18 protein-coding genes and 5 pseudogenes are annotated in these 22,253 nt (G+C 48.1%); 16 read left to right on the top strand and 7 right to left on the bottom strand.

Features of this window, described 5'->3' with window-relative positions:
• The first annotated feature begins 256 nt into the window (after nt 1-256).
• A complete protein-coding gene (locus tag P3L44_RS20600; protein WP_272579150.1) occupies nt 257-523 on the top strand; it encodes a hypothetical protein in 267 nt (88 codons plus the stop codon).
• 17 nt (nt 524-540) lie between these two features.
• Here P3L44_RS20600 and P3L44_RS20605 read toward each other — a convergent pair.
• The 3 pseudogenes from P3L44_RS20605 to P3L44_RS20615 form a co-directional block, all read right to left on the bottom strand.
• Nucleotides 541-854, bottom strand: a pseudogene (locus tag P3L44_RS20605) (Tn3 family transposase); the annotation flags it as partial.
• A 26-nt stretch (nt 855-880) separates the two neighbouring features.
• Nucleotides 881-1,171, bottom strand: a pseudogene (locus tag P3L44_RS20610) (alpha/beta hydrolase); the annotation flags it as partial.
• 33 nt (nt 1,172-1,204) lie between these two features.
• Nucleotides 1,205-2,965: pseudogene (locus tag P3L44_RS20615) on the bottom strand (Tn3 family transposase); the annotation flags it as partial.
• Between the two features lie 135 nt (nt 2,966-3,100).
• Here P3L44_RS20615 and P3L44_RS20620 point away from each other — a divergent pair.
• The 4 genes and pseudogenes from P3L44_RS20620 (at nt 3,101) to lnu(G) (ending at nt 7,583) form a co-directional block, all read left to right on the top strand.
• Nucleotides 3,101-4,186, top strand: a pseudogene (locus P3L44_RS20620) (tyrosine-type recombinase/integrase).
• A gap of 61 nt (nt 4,187-4,247) precedes the next feature.
• The gene (locus P3L44_RS20625; RefSeq protein WP_410480068.1) at nt 4,248-6,083 is read left to right on the top strand and encodes a tyrosine-type recombinase/integrase; all 1,836 of its coding nucleotides are present in this window, start codon (nt 4,248-4,250) and stop codon (nt 6,081-6,083) included.
• Entirely contained in the window at nt 6,084-6,461 is a 378-nt protein-coding gene (locus P3L44_RS20630; protein WP_002333497.1) for a DUF6262 family protein, read from the top strand.
• Between the two features lie 318 nt (nt 6,462-6,779).
• Complete coding sequence (gene lnu(G) / locus P3L44_RS20635) at nt 6,780-7,583, top strand: lincosamide nucleotidyltransferase Lnu(G) (RefSeq protein ID WP_272662756.1); 804 nt, start codon at nt 6,780-6,782, stop codon at nt 7,581-7,583.
• 126 nt (nt 7,584-7,709) lie between these two features.
• Here lnu(G) and P3L44_RS20640 read toward each other — a convergent pair.
• The 3 genes and pseudogenes from P3L44_RS20640 to intI1 form a co-directional block, all read right to left on the bottom strand.
• Nucleotides 7,710-8,924, bottom strand: a pseudogene (locus P3L44_RS20640) (DUF4158 domain-containing protein); the annotation flags it as partial.
• 2 nt (nt 8,925-8,926) lie between these two features.
• On the bottom strand, nt 8,927-9,484 hold the full coding sequence (locus P3L44_RS20645) for a recombinase family protein (protein ID WP_001162012.1): 558 nt from the start codon (nt 9,482-9,484) through the stop codon (nt 8,927-8,929).
• Nucleotides 9,485-9,789: 305 nt separating this feature from the next.
• Nucleotides 9,790-10,803, bottom strand: coding sequence for a class 1 integron integrase IntI1 (gene intI1, locus P3L44_RS20650; protein ID WP_000845054.1), 1,014 nt, complete (start codon nt 10,801-10,803; stop codon nt 9,790-9,792).
• A gap of 145 nt (nt 10,804-10,948) precedes the next feature.
• Here intI1 and aadB point away from each other — a divergent pair, with 145 nt between their 5' ends.
• From aadB to P3L44_RS20705, 11 genes are all read left to right on the top strand, one after another.
• Nucleotides 10,949-11,482 carry an aminoglycoside nucleotidyltransferase ANT(2'')-Ia gene (aadB, locus tag P3L44_RS20655; RefSeq protein ID WP_000381802.1) on the top strand — a complete coding sequence of 178 codons (534 nt, stop codon included), beginning with the start codon at nt 10,949-10,951 and terminating at the stop codon, nt 11,480-11,482.
• 80 nt (nt 11,483-11,562) lie between these two features.
• Entirely contained in the window at nt 11,563-12,195 is a 633-nt protein-coding gene (locus P3L44_RS20660) for a type B-3 chloramphenicol O-acetyltransferase CatB8 (RefSeq protein WP_048608591.1), read from the top strand.
• Between the two features lie 68 nt (nt 12,196-12,263).
• A complete protein-coding gene (locus tag P3L44_RS20665) occupies nt 12,264-13,064 on the top strand; it encodes an oxacillin-hydrolyzing class D beta-lactamase OXA-10 (RefSeq protein WP_000846390.1) in 801 nt (266 codons plus the stop codon).
• Between the two features lie 16 nt (nt 13,065-13,080).
• Complete coding sequence (gene aadA1 / locus P3L44_RS20670) at nt 13,081-13,872, top strand: ANT(3'')-Ia family aminoglycoside nucleotidyltransferase AadA1 (protein WP_001206316.1); 792 nt, start codon at nt 13,081-13,083, stop codon at nt 13,870-13,872.
• A gap of 34 nt (nt 13,873-13,906) precedes the next feature.
• Nucleotides 13,907-14,380, top strand: a complete 474-nt coding sequence (gene dfrA1, locus P3L44_RS20675; RefSeq protein ID WP_000777555.1) for a trimethoprim-resistant dihydrofolate reductase DfrA1 — start codon at nt 13,907-13,909, stop codon at nt 14,378-14,380.
• Nucleotides 14,381-14,384: 4 nt separating this feature from the next.
• Nucleotides 14,385-14,966: an AAC(6')-Ib family aminoglycoside 6'-N-acetyltransferase gene (aac(6')-Ib, locus tag P3L44_RS20680; RefSeq protein WP_137022591.1), complete on the top strand. Its 582-nt coding sequence runs from the start codon at nt 14,385-14,387 to the stop codon at nt 14,964-14,966.
• A 168-nt stretch (nt 14,967-15,134) separates the two neighbouring features.
• Nucleotides 15,135-15,482, top strand: a complete 348-nt coding sequence (locus tag P3L44_RS20685; protein ID WP_000679427.1) for a quaternary ammonium compound efflux SMR transporter QacE delta 1 — start codon at nt 15,135-15,137, stop codon at nt 15,480-15,482.
• Nucleotides 15,476-16,315, top strand: coding sequence for a sulfonamide-resistant dihydropteroate synthase Sul1 (gene sul1 / locus P3L44_RS20690; protein WP_000259031.1), 840 nt, complete (start codon nt 15,476-15,478; stop codon nt 16,313-16,315). Before P3L44_RS20685 ends, sul1 begins: the two co-directional genes overlap by 7 nt.
• Nucleotides 16,316-16,719: 404 nt before the next feature.
• Nucleotides 16,720-18,261 (top strand): IS91-like element ISCR1 family transposase, encoded by a 1,542-nt coding sequence (locus P3L44_RS20695; protein ID WP_000050481.1) that lies wholly within the window; start codon nt 16,720-16,722, stop codon nt 18,259-18,261.
• A 322-nt stretch (nt 18,262-18,583) separates the two neighbouring features.
• Complete coding sequence (locus tag P3L44_RS20700) at nt 18,584-19,510, top strand: inhibitor-resistant extended-spectrum class A beta-lactamase PER-1 (protein ID WP_001100753.1); 927 nt, start codon at nt 18,584-18,586, stop codon at nt 19,508-19,510.
• 73 nt (nt 19,511-19,583) lie between these two features.
• Entirely contained in the window at nt 19,584-20,159 is a 576-nt protein-coding gene (locus P3L44_RS20705) for a glutathione S-transferase family protein (RefSeq protein ID WP_001176353.1), read from the top strand.
• 38 nt (nt 20,160-20,197) lie between these two features.
• Here the strand turns inward: P3L44_RS20705 and P3L44_RS20710 are convergent, their stop codons facing one another.
• Complete coding sequence (locus P3L44_RS20710; RefSeq protein WP_032495614.1) at nt 20,198-22,039, bottom strand: ABC transporter ATP-binding protein; 1,842 nt, start codon at nt 22,037-22,039, stop codon at nt 20,198-20,200.
• Between the last annotated feature and the right edge of the window lie 214 nt (nt 22,040-22,253).

The following is a 22,253-nucleotide window of genomic DNA, read 5'->3' on the forward strand; positions in this document are numbered from 1 at the left end:
GCCTCTTTCTTTTTCAGTCCCAATTTCGTCACCTGACGCCTACCCATTACCATAAGCAAACCTTAGGTAATACAGCCTAAGGCCTTTGGTGAGAAAAAGCATGAATTATTTCGAAAGTACGCTTCGCTTAAGGATTTCGTCCTACGACTTATACCGGATACATCAGCATCTGGATTATTTCATTCAGGAACAGTGCAAGGCAAAACTCCCATACTCGTTTTCCATTCAACCGGGCACCGGCAATGATACCTACATCTTGTCGCGCACAGCACAAGCCGTTGGCGTGCCGGGTGAGGTTAAAAAAAGCGTGTATTTTTCAGAAGGGCAGGAAGTCACAATCACAGGGACTATTGCAGCGGTTCGGCGTGAAGTTTTAAACGGCCGCAAGCGTGAAACTTGCCCCCCATCCGAGGAATTGCCGGATTTTGTAAAATACCGCTTAGATCGTGCTGGCTTGACTCCCCACCATGTCGGGGTAAACAAAATGGGGTCCGCTTGGAAAACGGAAATTATCCCACGCTAAGACTATATTTTGTACAGCAGTGGAGAAGGATGAGAGACCAGCAGTTCATTAACAGGGACTCCTTTTTGCTTAAGCGGCTCAATGGTTCTTTCTATATAAACCGTATTCCAGAGTGTTATCGCCGCCGTATGTAGTGTCAGCGCCGGTGGCGTGGTAACGCTGATCCTCTCACCCCCAGATCCCTGATTTCATTCAGCCGGTGCATGAAGGATGCTCGCCCAAGGGCCTCACCCTTATTCAGCCCCACCTGTATGCATCGGCCTAAGCCTTTATCGCAAAATCAGTCCAGCATAAACAGCGTCCGATCTCTGCAGAAAATCGCCCTCTGCGCTACGAGTTTGAACGCATTTACTCTGTTTATAGGTAACATTCGCTCCACGATATAATGATATCGGCAACGTATTCAGCATCCTGAGTATGAGTCAGAAGGTGATCCGCCTTACCCAACGAAATGAAACTCTTGGGATGCTTTGCTGCTTTGAATATTTTTTCGGCCTGCTCAATTAACACAGTATCATCTTCAGTCGCATGAAAAATAAGCAGAGGCTTGTTCATGGCGAACACCTTATGAGCGATTTTGTGTTCCTGAATATTGTCCAGCATCTGTTTCTTTAAGGTAAATACCCGCCCGGCCAGCTCAACGGGATAGGGGTCGTCTCAGAAAACGGAAAATAAAGCACGCTAAGCCGGTGGCAGCGGTCGCAATGGCCTAAACTTCCCCGCACCGACCTTGGCGCTGCTGCGCCATAGGTAATCGCCGGTCAGGTTGATGTGCTCCCACCCCAGCGGCGACAGATATTGCAACAATGTGTCGTCCAGCGCCGTGCCGTTGCCACGCAAAGCACTGGTGGCACGCTCCAGATATACCGTGTTCCACAACACGATGGCCGCCGTCACCAGATTGAGGCCGCTGGCCCGGTAGCGCTGCTGCTCAAAACTGCGGTCGCGGATTTCACCCAATCGGTAGAAGAAGACCGCCCTGGCCAGCGCGTTGCGCGCCTCGCCCTTATTCAGCCCCGCATGGACGCGGCGGCGCAGCTCCACGCTTTGCAGCCAATCCAAAATGAACAGCGTGCGCTCGATGCGCCCCAGCTCGCGCAACGCCACGGCCAAGCCGTTCTGGCGCGGGTAGCTGCCGAGTTTGCGCAGCATCAGCGAAGCCGTTACCGTGCCTTGCTTGATGGAGGTGGCCAGCCGCAGAATTTCATCCCAATGGGCGCGTATTTGCTTGATGTTCAGCCTGTCGCTGCTAATCATCGGCTTGAGCGCGTCATAGGCGGCATCGCCCTTGGGGATGAATAGCTTGGTTTCGCCCAAGTCACGGATACGCGGCGCGAAGCGAAATCCCAGCAAATGCATCAAGCCAAACACGTGATCGGTGAAGCCTGCCGTGTCGGTGTAGTGTTCCTCGATGCGCAAGTCCGACTCGTGGTACAGCAGGCCATCAAGCACGTAAGTTGAATCACGAATGCCCACGTTGACCACCTTGGCACTGAAGGGCGCGTACTGGTCGGAGATATGGGTGTAGAAAGTCCGTCCTGGACTGCTTCCATACTTCGGGTTGATATGACCAGTGCTTTCTGCTTTGCTGCCGGTTCTGAAGTTCTGGCCGTCCGACGATGACGTGGTGCCGTCACCCCAGTTGCCGGCGAAGGGTTGCCGAAACTGCGCATTCACCAGCTCGGCCAGCGCCGTCGAATAGGTTTCATCGCGGATGTGCCAGGCTTGCAGCCAAGACAGCTTGGCGTAGGTGGTGCCAGGGCAGGACTCGGCCATTTTGGTCAGACCCAGGTTGATCGCGTCGGCCAGGATCGTCGTCAACAGCAAGGTTTTGTCCTTGGCCGTGTCGCTGGTCTTCAGGTGTGTGAAGTGGCGGGTGAAGCCCGTCCATTCATCGACCTCCATCAGCAACTCGGTGATTTTGAGGTGCGGCAGCAGCATAGCTGTCTGGTCGATCATGGCTTGCGCGGCGTCTGGTACTGCCGCGTCCAGCGGCGTGATCTTCAGGCCTGACGCGGTGGTGATGATGGCATCCGGTAAGTCGTTGGCCGCAGCCATGCGGTTGACTGTGGCGAGTTGCGCCTCCAACAATTCCAACCGGTCATGCAGGTATTGGTCGCAGTCGGTGGCCACTGCCAGCGGCAATTCGCTGGCCAGCTTCAAAGTGGCGAACTTCTCGACCGGCACCAGGTATTCGTCGAAGTCCTTGAACTGGCGAGAACCCTGCACCCAGACATCACCGGAGCGCAGCGCGTTCTTCAGCTCCGACAGGGCGCATAACTCGTAGTAACGCCGGTCGATGCCGTCGTCGGTCAGAACCAGCTTTGCCCAGCGCGGCTTGATGAATGCGGTTGGCGCATCGGCGGGCACCTTGCGCGCGCTGTCGCTGTTCATGCCGCGCAGCATGTCGATGGCATCGAGCACACCCTTGGCGGCGGGCGCTTATCCATAGTATAATGAATAATAGTAGTTAAAGTAGTTTAGGAGGGGGATATTAGGGAGGTTTTTACTTTAAATAAAAATTAACAAGGTCTATAATTTATAGTAGTTAAAGTGGTTAAAGAGAGGTGGGAGGATGTGAAGGTTCAAAGGATAAAAGTGGAGAATAAGCCATATCCATTGTATTTATTGCTAGATGAAGAATATCAGGTAATAGAACCAGTAATGAGGTTTATAAAATATCTAGATAATACTGGTAAGTCACCAAATACCATTAAAGCATACTGCTATCATTTAAAGTTGCTATATGAGTTTATGGAACAGAGGGGGATTACCCTTAATGATATTAACTTTGAGAAATTAGCAGATTTTGTAGGTTGGTTGAGATACCCAACAGCAGCAAATGTAATTGATCTCTAGTCAAAAGAAGCCATAAGAGAAGAAACGACAGTGAATACAATTTTAAATGCTGTTATGAGTTATCTGGAATATTTAAGTAGATTAGGAGAATTTAAGTCAATTGATGTATTTAAACAAGCAAAGGGGAGAAATTTTAAGGGGTTTTTACATCATATTAATAAGGGTAAATATCAAAAGAATATCTTAAAGTTAAGGGTTAAAAAGAAGCAGATAAGAACACTAACATCAGAGGAAGTTAAGCAAATTATTGATGCTTGTCATACGAAGAGGGATAAATTAATTTTAATGCTTATGTATGAGGGTGGTTTAAGAATCGGTGAAGTGTTATCGCTAAGGCTTGAGGATATTGCCACTTGGGACAATCAAATCCATTTAACACCCAGAGACGTTAATGTTAATGAGGCCTATATTAAATTAAGGAAGGAAAGAACAATACATGTGAGTAAAGAACTTATGGCACTTTATACAGATTATTTGGTATATGAGTATGGTGAGGACTTGGAGCATGATTATGTTTTTATTTCTTTAAAAGAAGGCTATTTTGGAAAACCACTAAAGTACCAAAGTGTTCTTGATCTAGTTAGAAGAATAGTTAAAAGAACTAGAATAGAGTTTACGCCGCATATGCTACGCCACACTCATGCAACGCAGCTAATTAGGGATGGATGGGATGTTGCACACGTTCAAAAGAGGTTGGGCCATGCACATGTTCAAACAACGTTAAATACCTATGTTCATCTTTCAGATCAAGATATGAAAAATGAGTTTAATAAATATCTTGAGAGAAAGGAACATAAGAAATGAATGATTCTAGTAAAAGGAAAAATATATCAGTCAGAGTGAGATCAGTAAGAAAATAGCTGCAATGAATGAAGAATTGCAGGGATTTTGGGCTAATAATAGTTGGGATATAAGGAAATGTCCGCATCCTTCTGCCATAGAATTAAGTAAGAACCCTACTTTAAGAAATCGGTGGGTTCGTTTTGAACGTGTTAAAAATCTGTGGTTAAGAACAGAATTGAAATATTTTTATTTTTACCATTTAAATAATGGAATATGGAATGCAAAAACTGTATGGATTAGAAAAGGAACTGTAATTAATAGAATGTTAGATTTTTTAGATTTAAAGTATCCTAACATTACTTCAATTACTGAAGTTCCTATTAAAAAAGCAATGACGGAATATAGGACATATTTGACAGAACAGGGTGTTAGAATTACCACTACTAATTATAAGATTACTGCTAATCAAGAAAAAATAGCTGTAGAAGCTAATTCTTACTATGTTACTAATTTAAAACAATTTATGGAGTTTTATGAGGACTTTTATTTTGATGGGGAGGAGTGGGATAAAGACATTTGGGATAGACGTAAGTTACCTTTGCCAGATGATAAGGTTAATCCGACACAATATGAATATGTAATTAACTTTAAAGGGGTTCGCAATACGTATTTTAAACAACTCGTAAAAAGATATTGTAAATTGAGATTAAATACGGATAGCTTTTCCTATGTATGTGATATCGCCCAAAAACTTAAAGAGTTCTTTAATTTCTTGGACATGAATTTTAAACACGTTCAGAGAATAAACCAATTAACGAGAATGGAAATTGAAGCATATTTAAGCGAATTAAATATGATGGGGATAAAGCCTAGCACAATAACTGGGAGGATCTCTATATTGGAAGGACTATTTAGTACCCTTCTAAGGCTAGAATGGAATGATATTCCTTCCAAGGTGTTAATCTATCCAGAAGACTATCCCAAAATACCGAGAGCAAAACCTCGTTTTATAGATGAATACGTTCTGGAGCAATTGAACAGTCATCTTGATAAATTACCCGAATATATAGCTACGATGACTATGATAGTCCAAGAATGTGGGATGAGGATAAGCGAATTGTGCACCTTGAAAAAAGGTTGTCTATTAGAGGACAAAGATGGAGATTACTTTTTAAAGTATTATCAATGGAAAATGAAAAAGGAGCATATAGTTCCAATATCAAAAGAGGTAGCTTTATTGATTAAAGTTCGGGAAGATAAAGTTTCATGGGAGTTTCCAGATAGTGAATACCTCTTTCCAAGAAAAGATGGATCGCCATTAAAACAAGAAACATTTAGAGACGAGTTAAACAAATTAGCTTATGAGCAAAAAATAGTCGATAAATCAGGCGAGATTTATAGATTCCATGCCCATGCCTTTCGCCATACAGTAGGAACAAGAATGATTAATAACGGAGTACCGCAGCATATTGTACAAAAGTTTTTGGGTCATGAAAGTCCTGAAATGACAAGCAGATATGCTCATATTTTTGATGAAACCCTTAAAGCTGAATTTACAAAATTCAAAGAAAAACTGGTAACTAATAATGGAGATATAATTGAGTTAGATAATGACAATGAAGTCGATGATGTTGATCTTCAATGGTTCAAGAAAAATATTAATGCACAAGTTCTTCCAAATGGTTATTGCCGATTACCAGTAATAGCAGGTTCTTGTCCACACGCCAATGCTTGTTTAGATTGTACTCATTTTTGTACAAGTAAGCAGTTTTTATCGCAGCATGAGGAACAGTTAAATCGTACTGAGGAGTTATTGGCAGTCGCTAAGGAAAAGCAATGGCAAAGGCAAATAGAGACTAATAACCGTGTTAAAGAGCGACTAGAGCAAATAATTGGCAGCCTGAAGGGGATTAGTTAGATGGTTAAACAGGTACGAAATACAGAGGAAATTGTGCGTTTGGCAAAGCAAAAGTCCAGGCGGACTAGAGAAAATGTAGACAAGGTTATCTCTAAACTATCGCTTGAAGGTAAGACTATTAATTTTAACACAGTTGCAAAGGAAGCTAATGTTTCTAAATCATGGCTTTATAAGGAACATGATATTAGGCAAAGGATTGAATCTCTCCGAAAACAGCAAAAAACAGAAAATGTAATATCAAAACCCAAGAAAAGCTCCCGTTCTGAAGAAGTCCTTATTAAAACCTTAAAAACAAGAGTAAAGGAATTAGAAGAGGAAAATATAAGATTAAGGAACCAGATCCAAAAATTATACGGAGATTTGTACATTAGAGAATAGTTAATCTATGAGTTTCACCAACTTGTGCTTTGAACTTTGAAGTGTTAAAATTAATATACTATTAATCGAAAGGAGAGATGGGTGGACAATGAAGAACTAATCTAATTTTTAACAAATGAAATAGTATATTTCAGTTTAAAAACTTAGGATTAGTCTGCCCATTTTTCCATATACTAAATAAATGTAAGACTGAATAGCTAAAAAGGCTAAATAGTTTTATTTGAGTGTCTTAAAAAGTGACATGACTAATCCTTCCAACATTATTTGGGAGGATTTTTTATTTCTCCCTGAATCAAAATAAAGAAAGAAGGAATCGAATTGTTAAAACAAAAGGAACTAATGGCAAGGGTTAAGGAACTTGTCCAGTCAGATGAACGAATATCTGCTTGTATGATGTATGGCTCTTTTACAAAAGGAGAGGGAGATCAATACTCTGATATAGAATATTACGTTTTTCTAAAAGATGATACAATTTCCACCTTTGATTCAGCAAAATGGCTAAATGAAGTCGCTTCCTACACTTTACTCTATCAAAATGAGTACGGTACGGAAGTAGTAATTTTTGAAAATCTAACACGTGGTGAATTTCATTTCCTTTCCGAAAACGAAATGAATATTATTCCTTCATTCAAAGAATCAGGCTACATTCCTGACACAAAAGCAATGTTTATTTATGATGAAACAGGACAACTAGAATTGTATTTATCAGAGTTGGAAGGTCCGGGACCAAATAGACTTACAGAAGAAAACGTAAATTTTTTATTGAATAATTTTTCCAACCTATGGTTAATGGGGATTAATGTTCTTAAAAGAGGGGAAAATGCACGTTCACTGGAACTTTTATCTCAATTACAAAAAAATATACTACAACTCATTCGAATTGCGGAAGAAAATGCCGATAATTGGTTTAATATGACAAAGAATCTTGAAAAAGAAATTAGTCCTGAAAACTATGAAAAGTTTAAAAAGACTACTGCCCGATTAAATGAATTAGAACTATATGAAGCCTATAAGAACTCTTTGCTTCTCGTTATGGAACTTCGAAATCTCGTTGAAAAACAGTATCAATTAACCATTAGCGATGATTTTTTAGGCAAACTGTTTAATTATATGAACGAATAAATAAAAAGCCTGTATCTCAAGTGATAACTAAGATACAGGCTTTAATTGTTATTTACTTTAAATACATGTTCTCAAAGTGAAAGTATTGATTTTAATGGATTTTTAATAGTTTACTCTTGATAAATTTGCAGCCCGCAATTTGAGCACGCCCAGGAACTGCGGCGCGTAGCGGCGTAGCGTGGCATAGCTTTCACCGATGTGGTGCAGGAAATCAAAGTCGGCAGGCCGCGCCAATGTTTGCGCTTCGGTGACGCTGGCGGCGAAGGTGTCCCAGGGCATAACGGCCTCGATGGCGGCGAACGGATCGCTGCCGCTTTGCTTGGCCTCAATCAACGCTTGACCGATGCGCCCATACATCCGCACCTTGTCGTTGATCGCCTTGCCGGAAGCCTGGAACTGCTGCTGATGCTTGTTCTTGGCCGCGTTGAACAGCTTGCCGATGATGCGATCGTGAAGGTCGATGATTTCATCGGTGACGGTGGCCATGCCTTCGATGGCCAGCGCTACCAGCGTGGCATAGCGTCGTTGCACCTCGAACTTTGCCAGATCAGCAGGCGTCATCTGGCCACCTTCACGAGCGATTTTGAGCAGGCGGTTCTGGTGAACCTGCCGCTCGATGCCTGCGGGCAGATCAAGTGCTTGCCAGGATTTCAGGCGCTCAATATGTTCGAGCATGTGGCGAGAGTTCGGTTTGGCAGGCGACTGGCGCAGCCATGCCAGCCACGTCACTTTACTGCCGTCCTTGCGCTTGAGAAGTTCGTCCAGGCGCTGACGGTGGGGTGATAACAAAGAATCGGTCAGCGCCGCGTAAATGCGTCGGTTGGCACGGGTGATGGCCTCGGCGCTTGCGCGCTCGATGGCATTCATGGCGGGCAGGATAATGCTCTGCCGCCGCAGATTCTCGACAAGTGCGCTCGCCAGCACGATGCCTTTGTCGGTCTGCAAGGCCAGCTCGGTCAATGTATGCACGGCTTGCCGATAGTGGCTCATGGTGAAGGGCTTGAACCCAAAAACCGTTTGCAGCTCGACCAAGTGCTCCCGCCGTGTCTGTTCGCGCTGGCCGTACTCGCTCCAACTTTCCACTGGCATCTTGAGTTGCGCGGCCACCATGCGCAACAGGGGCGGAAACGGAGGCTCATCGACGCCCAAAAAGGTGCCAGGGAATCGCAAGTAGCAAAGCTGCACAGCGAAGCCCAATCGATTCGCGGCGCCGCGACGCTGACGGATCACCGACAGGTCGGTTTCGTTGAACGTGTAGTGCCGTATCAGTTCGTCTTTGGCATCTGGCAGTGCCAGCAGGCTTTCGCGCTCGGTGGCGGACAGGATTGAGCGGCGTGGCATGGTCAGTCTTCCCGCAGGTACTGGTACAAGGTTTCGCGGCTGATGCCGAAGTCACGGGCCACCAAGGTTTTTTGGTCGCCTGCCGCAACTCGCCGTTTCAACTCGGCAATTTGTTCGCTGTTCAGCGATTTCTTTCGTCCCCGGTAGGCACCGCGCTGCTTGGCCAGCACGATTCCCTCGCGCTGACGTTCGCGGATCAGGGCGCGCTCGAACTCAGCGAAGGCTCCCATGACCGACAGCATCAGATTGGCCATCGGTGAGTCCTCGCCGGTGAACTTCAGCCCTTCTTTGACGAACTCCATGCGCACGCCCCGTTGTGTCAGCCCTTGGACGATGCGGCGCAGGTCATCAAGGTTGCGTGCCAGCCTGTCCATGCTATGCACCACCACGGTGTCGCCCTCGCGGACGAAGGCCAGCAGCCTTTCCAGCTCGGGACGCTGGGTGTCCTTGCCAGAAGCCTTGTCGGTGAACACCCGCGCCACCTGAACACCCTCCAATTGCCGTTCCGGGTTCTGGTCGAAGCTGCTGACGCGGACATAGCCGATGCGTTGACCTTGCAAGATGCCTCCAAAGGCAAAAGTGTCAGGATGAAATCTATTACCTTTGACGGAATATGTCAATCAATAGGAAATTTAACTCTATTCTGACATCGTTTGCACATGGTGTCGTTTTCAGAAGACGGCTGCACTGAACGTCAGAAGCCGACTGCACTATAGCAGCGGAGGGGTTGGATCCATCAGGCAACGACGGGCTGCTGCCGGCCATCAGCGGACGCAGGGAGGACTTTCCGCAACCGGCCGTTCGATGCGGCACCGATGGCCTTCGCGCAGGGGTAGTGAATCCGCCAGGATTGACTTGCGCTGCCCTACCTCTCACTAGTGAGGGGCGGCAGCGCATCAAGCGGTGAGCGCACTCCGGCACCGCCAACTTTCAGCACATGCGTGTAAATCATCGTCGTAGAGACGTCGGAATGGCCGAGCAGATCCTGCACGGTTCGAATGTCGTAACCGCTGCGGAGCAAGGCCGTCGCGAACGAGTGGCGGAGGGTGTGCGGTGTGGCGGGCTTCGTGATGCCTGCTTGTTCTACGGCACGTTTGAAGGCGCGCTGAAAGGTCTGGTCATACATGTGATGGCGACGCACGACACCGCTCCGTGGATCGGTCGAATGCGTGTGCTGCGCAAAAACCCAGAACCACGGCCAGGAATGCCCGGCGCGCGGATACTTCCGCTCAAGGGCGTCGGGAAGCGCAACGCCGCTGCGGCCCTCGGCCTGGTCCTTCAGCCACCATGCCCGTGCACGCGACAGCTGCTCGCGCAGGCTGGGTGCCAAGCTCTCGGGTAACATCAAGGCCCGATCCTTGGAGCCCTTGCCCTCCCGCACGATGATCGTGCCGTGATCGAAATCCAGATCCTTGACCCGCAGTTGCAAACCCTCACTGATCCGCATGCCCGTTCCATACAGAAGCTGGGCGAACAAACGATGCTCGCCTTCCAGAAAACCGAGGATGCGAACCACTTCATCCGGGGTCAGCACCACCGGCAAGCGCCGCGACGGCCGAGGTCTTCCGATCTCCTGAAGCCAGGGCAGATCCGTGCACAGCACCTTGCCGTAGAAGAACAGCAAGGCCGCCAATGCCTGACGATGCGTGGAGACCGAAACCTTGCGCTCGTTCGCCAGCCAGGACAGAAATGCCTCGACTTCGCTGCTGCCCAAGGTTGCCGGGTGACGCACACCGTGGAAACGGATGAAGGCACGAACCCAGTTGACATAAGCCTGTTCGGTTCGTAAACTGTAATGCAAGTAGCGTATGCGCTCACGCAACTGGTCCAGAACCTTGACCGAACGCAGCGGTGGTAACGGCGCAGTGGCGGTTTTCATGGCTTGTTATGACTGTTTTTTTGTACAGTCTATGCCTCGGGCATCCAAGCAGCAAGCGCGTTACGCCGTGGGTCGATGTTTGATGTTATGGAGCAGCAACGATGTTACGCAGCAGGGCAGTCGCCCTAAAACAAAGTTAGGCCGCATGGACACAACGCAGGTCACATTGATACACAAAATTCTAGCTGCGGCAGATGAGCGAAATCTGCCGCTCTGGATCGGTGGGGGCTGGGCGATCGATGCACGGCTAGGGCGTGTAACACGCAAGCACGATGATATTGATCTGACGTTTCCCGGCGAGAGGCGCGGCGAGCTCGAGGCAATAGTTGAAATGCTCGGCGGGCGCGTCATGGAGGAGTTGGACTATGGATTCTTAGCGGAGATCGGGGATGAGTTACTTGACTGCGAACCTGCTTGGTGGGCAGACGAAGCGTATGAAATCGCGGAGGCTCCGCAGGGCTCGTGCCCAGAGGCGGCTGAGGGCGTCATCGCCGGGCGGCCAGTCCGTTGTAACAGCTGGGAGGCGATCATCTGGGATTACTTTTACTATGCCGATGAAGTACCACCAGTGGACTGGCCTACAAAGCACATAGAGTCCTACAGGCTCGCATGCACCTCACTCGGGGCGGAAAAGGTTGAGGTCTTGCGTGCCGCTTTCAGGTCGCGATATGCGGCCTAACAATTCGTCCAAGCCGACGCCGCTTCGCGGCGCGGCTTAACTCAGGTGTTAGACGGCAAGAAAAGGTTCCACGAACTCTGATGAAAAACTACTTTGACAGCCCTTTCAAAGGGGAGCTTCTTTCTGAGCAAGTGAAAAATCCAAACATCAAAGTAGGCCGTTATAGCTATTACTCTGGCTACTATCACGGCCACTCATTTGATGAATGCGCGCGATACTTGCATCCAGATCGTGATGACGTTGATAAATTGATCATTGGCAGCTTTTGTTCTATAGGAAGCGGGGCTTCCTTCATCATGGCTGGCAATCAGGGGCATCGGCATGACTGGGCATCATCCTTCCCCTTCTTCTATATGCAAGAGGAACCTGCTTTCTCAAGCGCACTCGATGCCTTCCAAAGAGCAGGTGATACCGCCATTGGCAATGATGTCTGGATAGGCTCGGAGGCAATGATTATGCCCGGAATCAAAATTGGAGACGGTGCCGTGATAGGTAGTCGCTCGTTGGTGACAAAAGATGTAGTGCCTTATGCCATCATCGGAGGAAGTCCCGCAAAGCAAATTAAGAAGCGCTTCTCCGATGAGGAAATCTCATTGCTCATGGAGATGGAGTGGTGGAACTGGCCACTGGATAAAATTAAGACAGCAATGCCTCTGCTGTGCTCGTCAAATATTTTTGGTCTGCATAAGTATTGGCGCGAGTTTGTCGTCTAACAATTCATTCAAGCCGACGCCGCTTCGCGGCACGGCTTAATTCTGGCGTTAGCCACCAAGAAGGTGCCATGAAAACATTTGCCGCATATGTAATTATCGCGTGTCTTTCGAGTACGGCATTAGCTGGTTCAATTACAGAAAATACGTCTTGGAACAAAGAGTTCTCTGCCGAAGCCGTCAATGGTGTCTTCGTGCTTTGTAAAAGTAGCAGTAAATCCTGCGCTACCAATGACTTAGCTCGTGCATCAAAGGAATATCTTCCAGCATCAACATTTAAGATCCCCAACGCAATTATCGGCCTAGAAACTGGTGTCATAAAGAATGAGCATCAGGTTTTCAAATGGGACGGAAAGCCAAGAGCCATGAAGCAATGGGAAAGAGACTTGACCTTAAGAGGGGCAATACAAGTTTCAGCTGTTCCCGTATTTCAACAAATCGCCAGAGAAGTTGGCGAAGTAAGAATGCAGAAATACCTTAAAAAATTTTCCTATGGCAACCAGAATATCAGTGGTGGCATTGACAAATTCTGGTTGGAAGGCCAGCTTAGAATTTCCGCAGTTAATCAAGTGGAGTTTCTAGAGTCTCTATATTTAAATAAATTGTCAGCATCTAAAGAAAACCAGCTAATAGTAAAAGAGGCTTTGGTAACGGAGGCGGCACCTGAATATCTAGTGCATTCAAAAACTGGTTTTTCTGGTGTGGGAACTGAGTCAAATCCTGGTGTCGCATGGTGGGTTGGGTGGGTTGAGAAGGAGACAGAGGTTTACTTTTTCGCCTTTAACATGGATATAGACAACGAAAGTAAGTTGCCGCTAAGAAAATCCATTCCCACCAAAATCATGGAAAGTGAGGGCATCATTGGTGGCTAAAACAAAGTTAAACATCATGAGGGAAGCGGTGATCGCCGAAGTATCGACTCAACTATCAGAGGTAGTTGGCGTCATCGAGCGCCATCTCGAACCGACGTTGCTGGCCGTACATTTGTACGGCTCCGCAGTGGATGGCGGCCTGAAGCCACACAGTGATATTGATTTGCTGGTTACGGTGACCGTAAGGCTTGATGAAACAACGCGGCGAGCTTTGATCAACGACCTTTTGGAAACTTCGGCTTCCCCTGGAGAGAGCGAGATTCTCCGCGCTGTAGAAGTCACCATTGTTGTGCACGACGACATCATTCCGTGGCGTTATCCAGCTAAGCGCGAACTGCAATTTGGAGAATGGCAGCGCAATGACATTCTTGCAGGTATCTTCGAGCCAGCCACGATCGACATTGATCTGGCTATCTTGCTGACAAAAGCAAGAGAACATAGCGTTGCCTTGGTAGGTCCAGCGGCGGAGGAACTCTTTGATCCGGTTCCTGAACAGGATCTATTTGAGGCGCTAAATGAAACCTTAACGCTATGGAACTCGCCGCCCGACTGGGCTGGCGATGAGCGAAATGTAGTGCTTACGTTGTCCCGCATTTGGTACAGCGCAGTAACCGGCAAAATCGCGCCGAAGGATGTCGCTGCCGACTGGGCAATGGAGCGCCTGCCGGCCCAGTATCAGCCCGTCATACTTGAAGCTAGACAGGCTTATCTTGGACAAGAAGAAGATCGCTTGGCCTCCCGCGCAGATCAGTTGGAAGAATTTGTTCACTACGTGAAAGGCGAGATCACCAAGGTAGTCGGCAAATAATGTCTAATAAAATGTTAACCTCTGAGGAAGAATTGTGAAACTATCACTAATGGTAGCTATATCGAAGAATGGAGTTATCGGGAATGGCCCTGATATTCCATGGAGTGCCAAAGGTGAACAGCTCCTGTTTAAAGCTATTACCTATAACCAATGGCTGTTGGTTGGACGCAAGACTTTTGAATCAATGGGAGCATTACCCAACCGAAAGTATGCGGTCGTAACACGTTCAAGTTTTACATCTGACAATGAGAACGTAGTGATCTTTCCATCAATTAAAGATGCTTTAACCAACCTAAAGAAAATAACGGATCATGTCATTGTTTCAGGTGGTGGGGAGATATACAAAAGCCTGATCGATCAAGTAGATACACTACATATATCTACAATAGACATCGAGCCGGAAGGTGATGTTTACTTTCCTGAAATCCCCAGCAATTTTAGGCCAGTTTTTACCCAAGACTTCGCCTCTAACATAAATTATAGTTACCAAATCTGGCAAAAGGGTTAATAAAATGTTAGGCATCACAAAGTACAGCATCGTGACCAACAGCAACGATTCCGTCACACTGCGCCTCATGACTGAGCATGACCTTGCGATGCTCTATGAGTGGCTAAATCGATCTCATATCGTCGAGTGGTGGGGCGGAGAAGAAGCACGCCCGACACTTGCTGACGTACAGGAACAGTACTTGCCAAGCGTTTTAGCGCAAGAGTCCGTCACTCCATACATTGCAATGCTGAATGGAGAGCCGATTGGGTATGCCCAGTCGTACGTTGCTCTTGGAGGCGGGGACGGATGGTGGGAAGAAGAAACCGATCCAGGAGTACGCGGAATAGACCAGTTACTGGCGAATGCATCACAACTGGGCAAAGGCTTGGGAACCAAGCTGGTTCGAGCTCTGGTTGAGTTGCTGTTCAATGATCCCGAGGTCACCAAGATCCAAACGGACCCGTCGCCGAGCAACTTGCGAGCGATCCGATGCTACGAGAAAGCGGGGTTTGAGAGGCAAGGTACCGTAACCACCCCAGATGGTCCAGCCGTGTACATGGTTCAAACACGCCAGGCATTCGAGCGAACACGCAGTGATGCCTAACCCTTCCATCGAGGGGGACGTCCAAGGGCTGGCGCCCTTGGCCGCCCCTCATGTCAAACGTTAGATGCACTAAGCACATAATTGCTCACAGCCAAACTATCAGGTCAAGTCTGCTTTTATTATTTTTAAGCGTGCATAATAAGCCCTACACAAATTGGGAGATATATCATGAAAGGCTGGCTTTTTCTTGTTATCGCAATAGTTGGCGAAGTAATCGCAACATCCGCATTAAAATCTAGCGAGGGCTTTACTAAGCTTGCCCCTTCCGCCGTTGTCATAATCGGTTATGGCATCGCATTTTATTTTCTTTCTCTGGTTCTGAAATCCATCCCTGTCGGTGTTGCTTATGCAGTCTGGTCGGGACTCGGCGTCGTCATAATTACAGCCATTGCCTGGTTGCTTCATGGGCAAAAGCTTGATGCGTGGGGCTTTGTAGGTATGGGGCTCATAATTGCTGCCTTTTTGCTCGCCCGATCCCCATCGTGGAAGTCGCTGCGGAGGCCGACGCCATGGTGACGGTGTTCGGCATTCTGAATCTCACCGAGGACTCCTTCTTCGATGAGAGCCGGCGGCTAGACCCCGCCGGCGCTGTCACCGCGGCGATCGAAATGCTGCGAGTCGGATCAGACGTCGTGGATGTCGGACCGGCCGCCAGCCATCCGGACGCGAGGCCTGTATCGCCGGCCGATGAGATCAGACGTATTGCGCCGCTCTTAGACGCCCTGTCCGATCAGATGCACCGTGTTTCAATCGACAGCTTCCAACCGGAAACCCAGCGCTATGCGCTCAAGCGCGGCGTGGGCTACCTGAACGATATCCAAGGATTTCCTGACCCTGCGCTCTATCCCGATATTGCTGAGGCGGACTGCAGGCTGGTGGTTATGCACTCAGCGCAGCGGGATGGCATCGCCACCCGCACCGGTCACCTTCGACCCGAAGACGCGCTCGACGAGATTGTGCGGTTCTTCGAGGCGCGGGTTTCCGCCTTGCGACGGAGCGGGGTCGCTGCCGACCGGCTCATCCTCGATCCGGGGATGGGATTTTTCTTGAGCCCCGCACCGGAAACATCGCTGCACGTGCTGTCGAACCTTCAAAAGCTGAAGTCGGCGTTGGGGCTTCCGCTATTGGTCTCGGTGTCGCGGAAATCCTTCTTGGGCGCCACCGTTGGCCTTCCTGTAAAGGATCTGGGTCCAGCGAGCCTTGCGGCGGAACTTCACGCGATCGGCAATGGCGCTGACTACGTCCGCACCCACGCGCCTGGAGATCTGCGAAGCGCAATCACCTTCTCGGAAACCCTCGCGAAATTTCGCAGTCGCGACGCCAGAGACCGAGGGTTAGATCATGCCTAGCATTCACCTTCCGGCCGCCCGCTAAATATCTCCTTTTGGGTTGTTAATAAAACATCCAATAAGTTGACTGTGCGTGAAAAAGAAAGTTTTGTGTGATGGCGTTGAAGATCGCACCGTTAAGCTCTTATGTGGGATGGTGCAGAGCTCGACGACTACCGATAAAACGCAACCGCCGCAAACAGACAAGAAAAAGCCCCAACTGATAACAGTTGGGGCTTCAGTATTGTGATTGGTGGAGCAATAGCACCCTGAACCCAAAACCTTCTCGCTCAACCGGTAGTGGCTGATAACAACTCGTGAGGGCTATTGCGGGTTAAGCATTTAGCGATGTCTAGGGCCAGACTGGACGTCTGAACGCAAGCCGCTGATACTGTACATAACCACAGTATCAGCGGAGGATACCCATGTCGCTGGCAAGGAACGCCACGGCGAGTCAATCGCCCACTCAAACAAACGGTTACGAACGCCACCAACCCGACCAGACGCTGCTCTACCAGCTGGTTGAGCAGCACTACCCAGCCTTCAAAGCCTCACTCGAAGCCCAAGGTCAACACCTGCCTCGCTACATCCAACAAGAATTCAACGACCTCCTCCAATGTGGCCGTCTGGAGTATGGTTTCATGCGGGTTCGCTGCGAGGATTGTCATCACGAGCGTCTGGTCGCCTTCAGCTGTAAACGACGCGGCTTTTGCCCTAGCTGCGGTGCCCGCCGGATGGCCGAGAGTGCGGCGCTGCTGATAGACGAAGTCTTCCCCAAGGAGCCCATTCGCCAGTGGGTGCTCAGCTTTCCTTTCCAGCTACGCTTTTTGCTGGCTCGCCATCCCCAGCTGATGGGCCAGGTCTTGAGTATCGTCTATCGTACACTCTCAACTCATCTGATCAAAAAAGCCGGTTACACCAAAGCCTCTGCACAAACTGGCTCAGTGACTCTTATCCAACGCTTTGGCTCCGCGCTAAATCTCAATGTCCACTACCACATGCTGTTTCTCGATGGTGTCTATGCCGAAGATGACTATGGCAAGCAACGCTTCCATCGTGTCAAGGCACCCACTTACGATGAGCTGAATACGCTCGCTCACACCCTCAGCCATCGCATCGCTCGCTGCATGGAAAAGCGTGGGATTTTGGAGCGTGATGCCGAGAATACGTGGTTGACACTGGAAGAGGGCGAAGACGATACGCTGACTCAATTACATGGTGCTTCGGTTACGTATCGCATTGCCGTCGGCCCCCAGCAAGGGCGCAAAGTCTTCACCCTGCAAACCTTGCCAGGGCGTGAGGATAAAGCCGACTCAAGCAGTCGAGTAGCCAACCATGCTGGTTTCTCGCTACACGCCGGTGTGATGGCCGAAGCGCATCAGCGGGATAAGCTTGAGCGCTTGTGTCGCTACATTAGTCGGCCAGCGGTTTCAGAAAAACGTCTGGCATTAACCGCCAATGGGCAGGTGCGTTACGAGCTCAAAACTCCGTACCGCAATGGCACCACCCATGTGATCTTCGAGCCGCTGGACTTCATCGCCAAACTCGCTGCGTTGGTACCTAAGCCGCGAGTCAACCTCACACGCTTCCACGGCGTCTTTGCACCGAACAGCAAACACCGAGTTCAAGTAACACCCGCCAAGCGGGGCAAGAAGCCCGACAAATCGGAAGGTCTCGATACTAACTGGCGTGACAAGAGTCCTGCAGAGCGCCACCGCGCCATGACCTGGATGCAACGCCTCAAGCGAGTCTTCAATATTGATATTGAAGTCTGCGAACACTGCGGCGGTCACGTCAAAGTGATTGCCAGCATCGAAGATCCGAAGGTCATTGAGCAGATTCTCAAGCATCTGAAACAGAAAACAGCCAAGGCGAATGCCGCCAAGCAGCGTGAGCTGCCACCAGAACGAGCGCCGCCACTGACTCCCAGCCTGTTCGATCCATCACAGAGTCGTCTCTTTGACTGACGACCCCAAATCCAACACTGCTCAACACTGCCAACTTTTAAACGGGGCGGTGGGGCAGTTTGTATCTCTCGAGCTATCAGGCTAGAGATTTTACCGCCAAATCGAACCTTATTAGAGCGGTTTAGGCTGGACCGGCAGTTAAAATTGGGGCTTGAGCGGTAAACGAGTGAGGGAATTTCAGGTAAGATACTTCGGATGAGGAGCAAAAAGGTGGTTTATACTTCCTATACCCAAAAAGGTGGTTTATACTTCCTATACCCTAAAAAGGCAGCTTTGGCTGCCTTTTGTATAATTCATATCGACTTATCAAAAGGACAATCCGATGAATGTCATTATAAAAGCTGTAGTTACTGCCTCGACGCTACTGATGGTATCTTTTAGTTCATTCGAAACCTCAGCGCAATCCCCACTGTTAAAAGAGCAAATTGAATCCATAGTCATTGGAAAAAAAGCCACTGTAGGCGTTGCAGTGTGGGGGCCTGACGATCTGGAACCTTTACTGATTAATCCTTTTGAAAAATTCCCAATGCAAAGTGTATTTAAATTGCATTTAGCTATGTTGGTACTGCATCAGGTTGATCAGGGAAAGTTGGATTTAAATCAGACCGTTATCGTAAACAGGGCTAAGGTTTTACAGAATACCTGGGCTCCGATAATGAAAGCGTATCAGGGAGACGAGTTTAGTGTTCCAGTGCAGCAACTGCTGCAATACTCGGTCTCGCACAGCGATAACGTGGCCTGTGATTTGTTATTTGAACTGGTTGGTGGACCAGCTGCTTTGCATGACTATATCCAGTCTATGGGTATAAAGGAGACCGCTGTGGTCGCAAATGAAGCGCAGATGCACGCCGATGATCAGGTGCAGTATCAAAACTGGACCTCGATGAAAGGTGCTGCAGAGATCCTGAAAAAGTTTGAGCAAAAAACACAGCTGTCTGAAACCTCGCAGGCTTTGTTATGGAAGTGGATGGTCGAAACCACCACAGGACCAGAGCGGTTAAAAGGTTTGTTACCAGCTGGTACTGTGGTCGCACATAAAACTGGTACTTCGGGTATCAAAGCCGGAAAAACTGCGGCCACTAATGATTTAGGTATCATTCTGTTGCCTGATGGACGGCCCTTGCTGGTTGCTGTTTTTGTGAAAGACTCAGCCGAGTCAAGCCGAACCAATGAAGCTATCATTGCGCAGGTTGCTCAGACTGCGTATCAATTTGAATTGAAAAAGCTTTCTGCCCTAAGCCCAAATTAACAGACTATCAGCACTATCTAAGCCGCTGACTCTGGTTGTACACTAAAGCTATGGTTTGAAATTGGAGTAGGTTATGCAGTTATTAGGTTCAGTGGCTTCCCCTTTTGTTCGTCGTTTACGTTTAGTACTGGCAGGGCAACCTTATCAGTTTGTAGCGCTTAATATTTTTGAGTCTGAAGGCCGTTCAGTGTTGGTACAACATAATCCGGCACGCAAAGTGCCTGTGTTAGTGGATGGAGAGCAGGTTATTTTTGATTCAGGCGTAATTTATCGTTATTTGGCTTCGAAACTGAAATTCAAACCATTGAGCTGGGATCAGGAAAACGGTCTGACGACCATCAATGCCTGCACAGACTCCTTGGTTGAATTACTGCTTTGTAAGCGCTCAGGTTTTGACGTGACTGAAGATAAATTGTTTTTTAATCTTCAGCATGAGCGAATTCAGGCGACGCTAGAGGCACTTGAGCAACAAATCAGGGCAGGGCATTTCGGTGACTGGGACTATCCTGGTATCAGTCTGTTCACTTTAATCGACTGGATATTGTTCCGCGATTTAGTCGACTTAAAACCCTTCCCTGTATTATTACAGTTCAGAAATGCGCATTTAAACCGGCCGATGGTCGCTGAAACCGACCCGCGTTTAAGCTAAAAACAACAGGTCAGAGCCAAGACTCTGACCTTTATTATTTATTCCACACCAATAAAGCCGCCGGTTTGATGCGCCCATAATTGAGCGTAAATACCGCCTTTGGCGATCAGTTCCTGATGACTGCCTTGTTCCACAATACGACCTTGATCCAGAACGATCAGCCTGTCCATAGCTGCTATGGTAGATAAACGGTGTGCAATGGCTATAACCGTTTTGCCTATCATCAACTGAGTCAGACTATGCTGAATAGCTGATTCTACTTCGGAGTCCAGCGCTGAGGTGGCTTCATCCAAAATCAGAATAGGGGCGTTTTTCAGTAAAACCCGAGCTATTGCAATACGTTGACGTTGACCACCAGAAAGCTTGACTCCACGTTCGCCCACCTGAGCGTCGTAGCCACTGTTGCCTTTAGGATCGGTAAGCTCCTGAATAAAAGCATCGGCTTCGGCTAAACGGGCTGCTTCAATCATTTCCGCTTCGGTAGCGCCAGGACGACCATATAAAATATTTTCCCTTACAGTACGGTGTAGCAGGGAGGTATCCTGGGTCACCATAGCTATATGAGCGCGAAGACTTTCCTGTGATACAGTTTTGATGTCCTGACCGTCTATCAAAATCTGGCCTGAATTGACATCATAAAAGCGCAGCAGTAAGTTCACCAGCGTGGATTTACCAGCACCAGAACGGCCGACTAAACCTACTTTTTCACCGGGTTTAATCGACAAGTCCAGACCATCAATCACAGGACCATGTTCACCTGCTGCTTTGCCGTAGTTAAAGTTCAGTTGCTTAAACTCAATCTGACCTTGTGGCACTTCAAGCGGCTTCGCATCAGCTTTGTCGATGATTTGCTGAGGCTGAGACAAAGTCGCAATACCATCTGCCACAGTACCTATGTTTTCAAACAGTGCACTGACTTCCCACATGATCCACTGCGACATACCATTTAAACGCAGCGCCAGACTGACTGCGATGGCAATAGAGCCCACAGTGACGGCATTGACAGACCAAAGCCATATCGCCAGCGTGGCAATAGAGAACACCAACAGATAGTTCAGACCCTGCACACAAATATTGAGCCAGGTAGCCAGTCGCATTTGTCTGTACACAGGCACCAGAAACAGCTGCATGCTATCGCGGGCGTATTCTGACTCACGAGCCGTGTGTGAAAACAGTTTAATAGTGCTGATATTGGTGTAGCTGTCGACAATACGGCCTGTCATTTCTGAACGGGCATCGGCTTGTTCTGTTGCAACTTGTTTCAGTCTCGGCACAAAATAAAACTGCAAGCCGGTGTATATGACTAACCAGGCAATCATCGGCAGTACCAAGCGCCAATCTGCATCGGCGATCAGATACAACATAGAGCCAAAATACACCACCACATACACCATCACATCCAGCAGCTTGGTGGCCGTTTCGCGCACTGCCAAAGCCGTTTGCATCACTTTAGTGGCGATGCGACCAGCGAATTCATTCTGGTAGAAACCCAAACTTTGTTTCAGTAAATAACGATGCGCCAGCCAGCGGATCGACATAGGGTAGTTACCCAATATAGTTTGGTGGATCAGGGCTGAGTGAAAAAATACCAAACCAGGCAACACCAGCAACATCACTATGGCCATAGTGATCAAGGTATCCTGCTCTTCCTGCCAGAAAGTAGCCGGATTCTTGGTTACCAACCAATCGACTAATTGCCCCATATAGCCAAATAAGGACACTTCTAATGCGGCCAGTAAGGCTGTCGCAATAGACATCAGGATCAGAGGCAACACCATGCCTTGACTGTAATGCAAACAAAATGCAAACAGGCCTTGAGGTGGCTGAGTTGGCTCTTTATCAGGGAAAGGGTTGGTTAAGCGTTCAAAAAAGCCCAGCATAAAATTCCTCTGCAGCAACGAAAAAGGCAGTTATTGTACGTCAAAGTTTAAAAAACAGATGTAACTATTTGATGAAAGCCCGGTTTAGAACGGCCATCTTATTTTATAACCGATAGCTTGTGACTCGCTTTTTTGCTGAACAGAACAGCAGATTGTTGAAAATAAATACAAAAAATCTGAAAAATCCAAAAGATGCTATATCACATGAACTCAG

The sequence above is a fragment of the Providencia sp. PROV175 genome (assembly GCF_032707045.1).
GTDB lineage: Bacteria > Pseudomonadota > Gammaproteobacteria > Enterobacterales > Enterobacteriaceae > Providencia > Providencia hangzhouensis.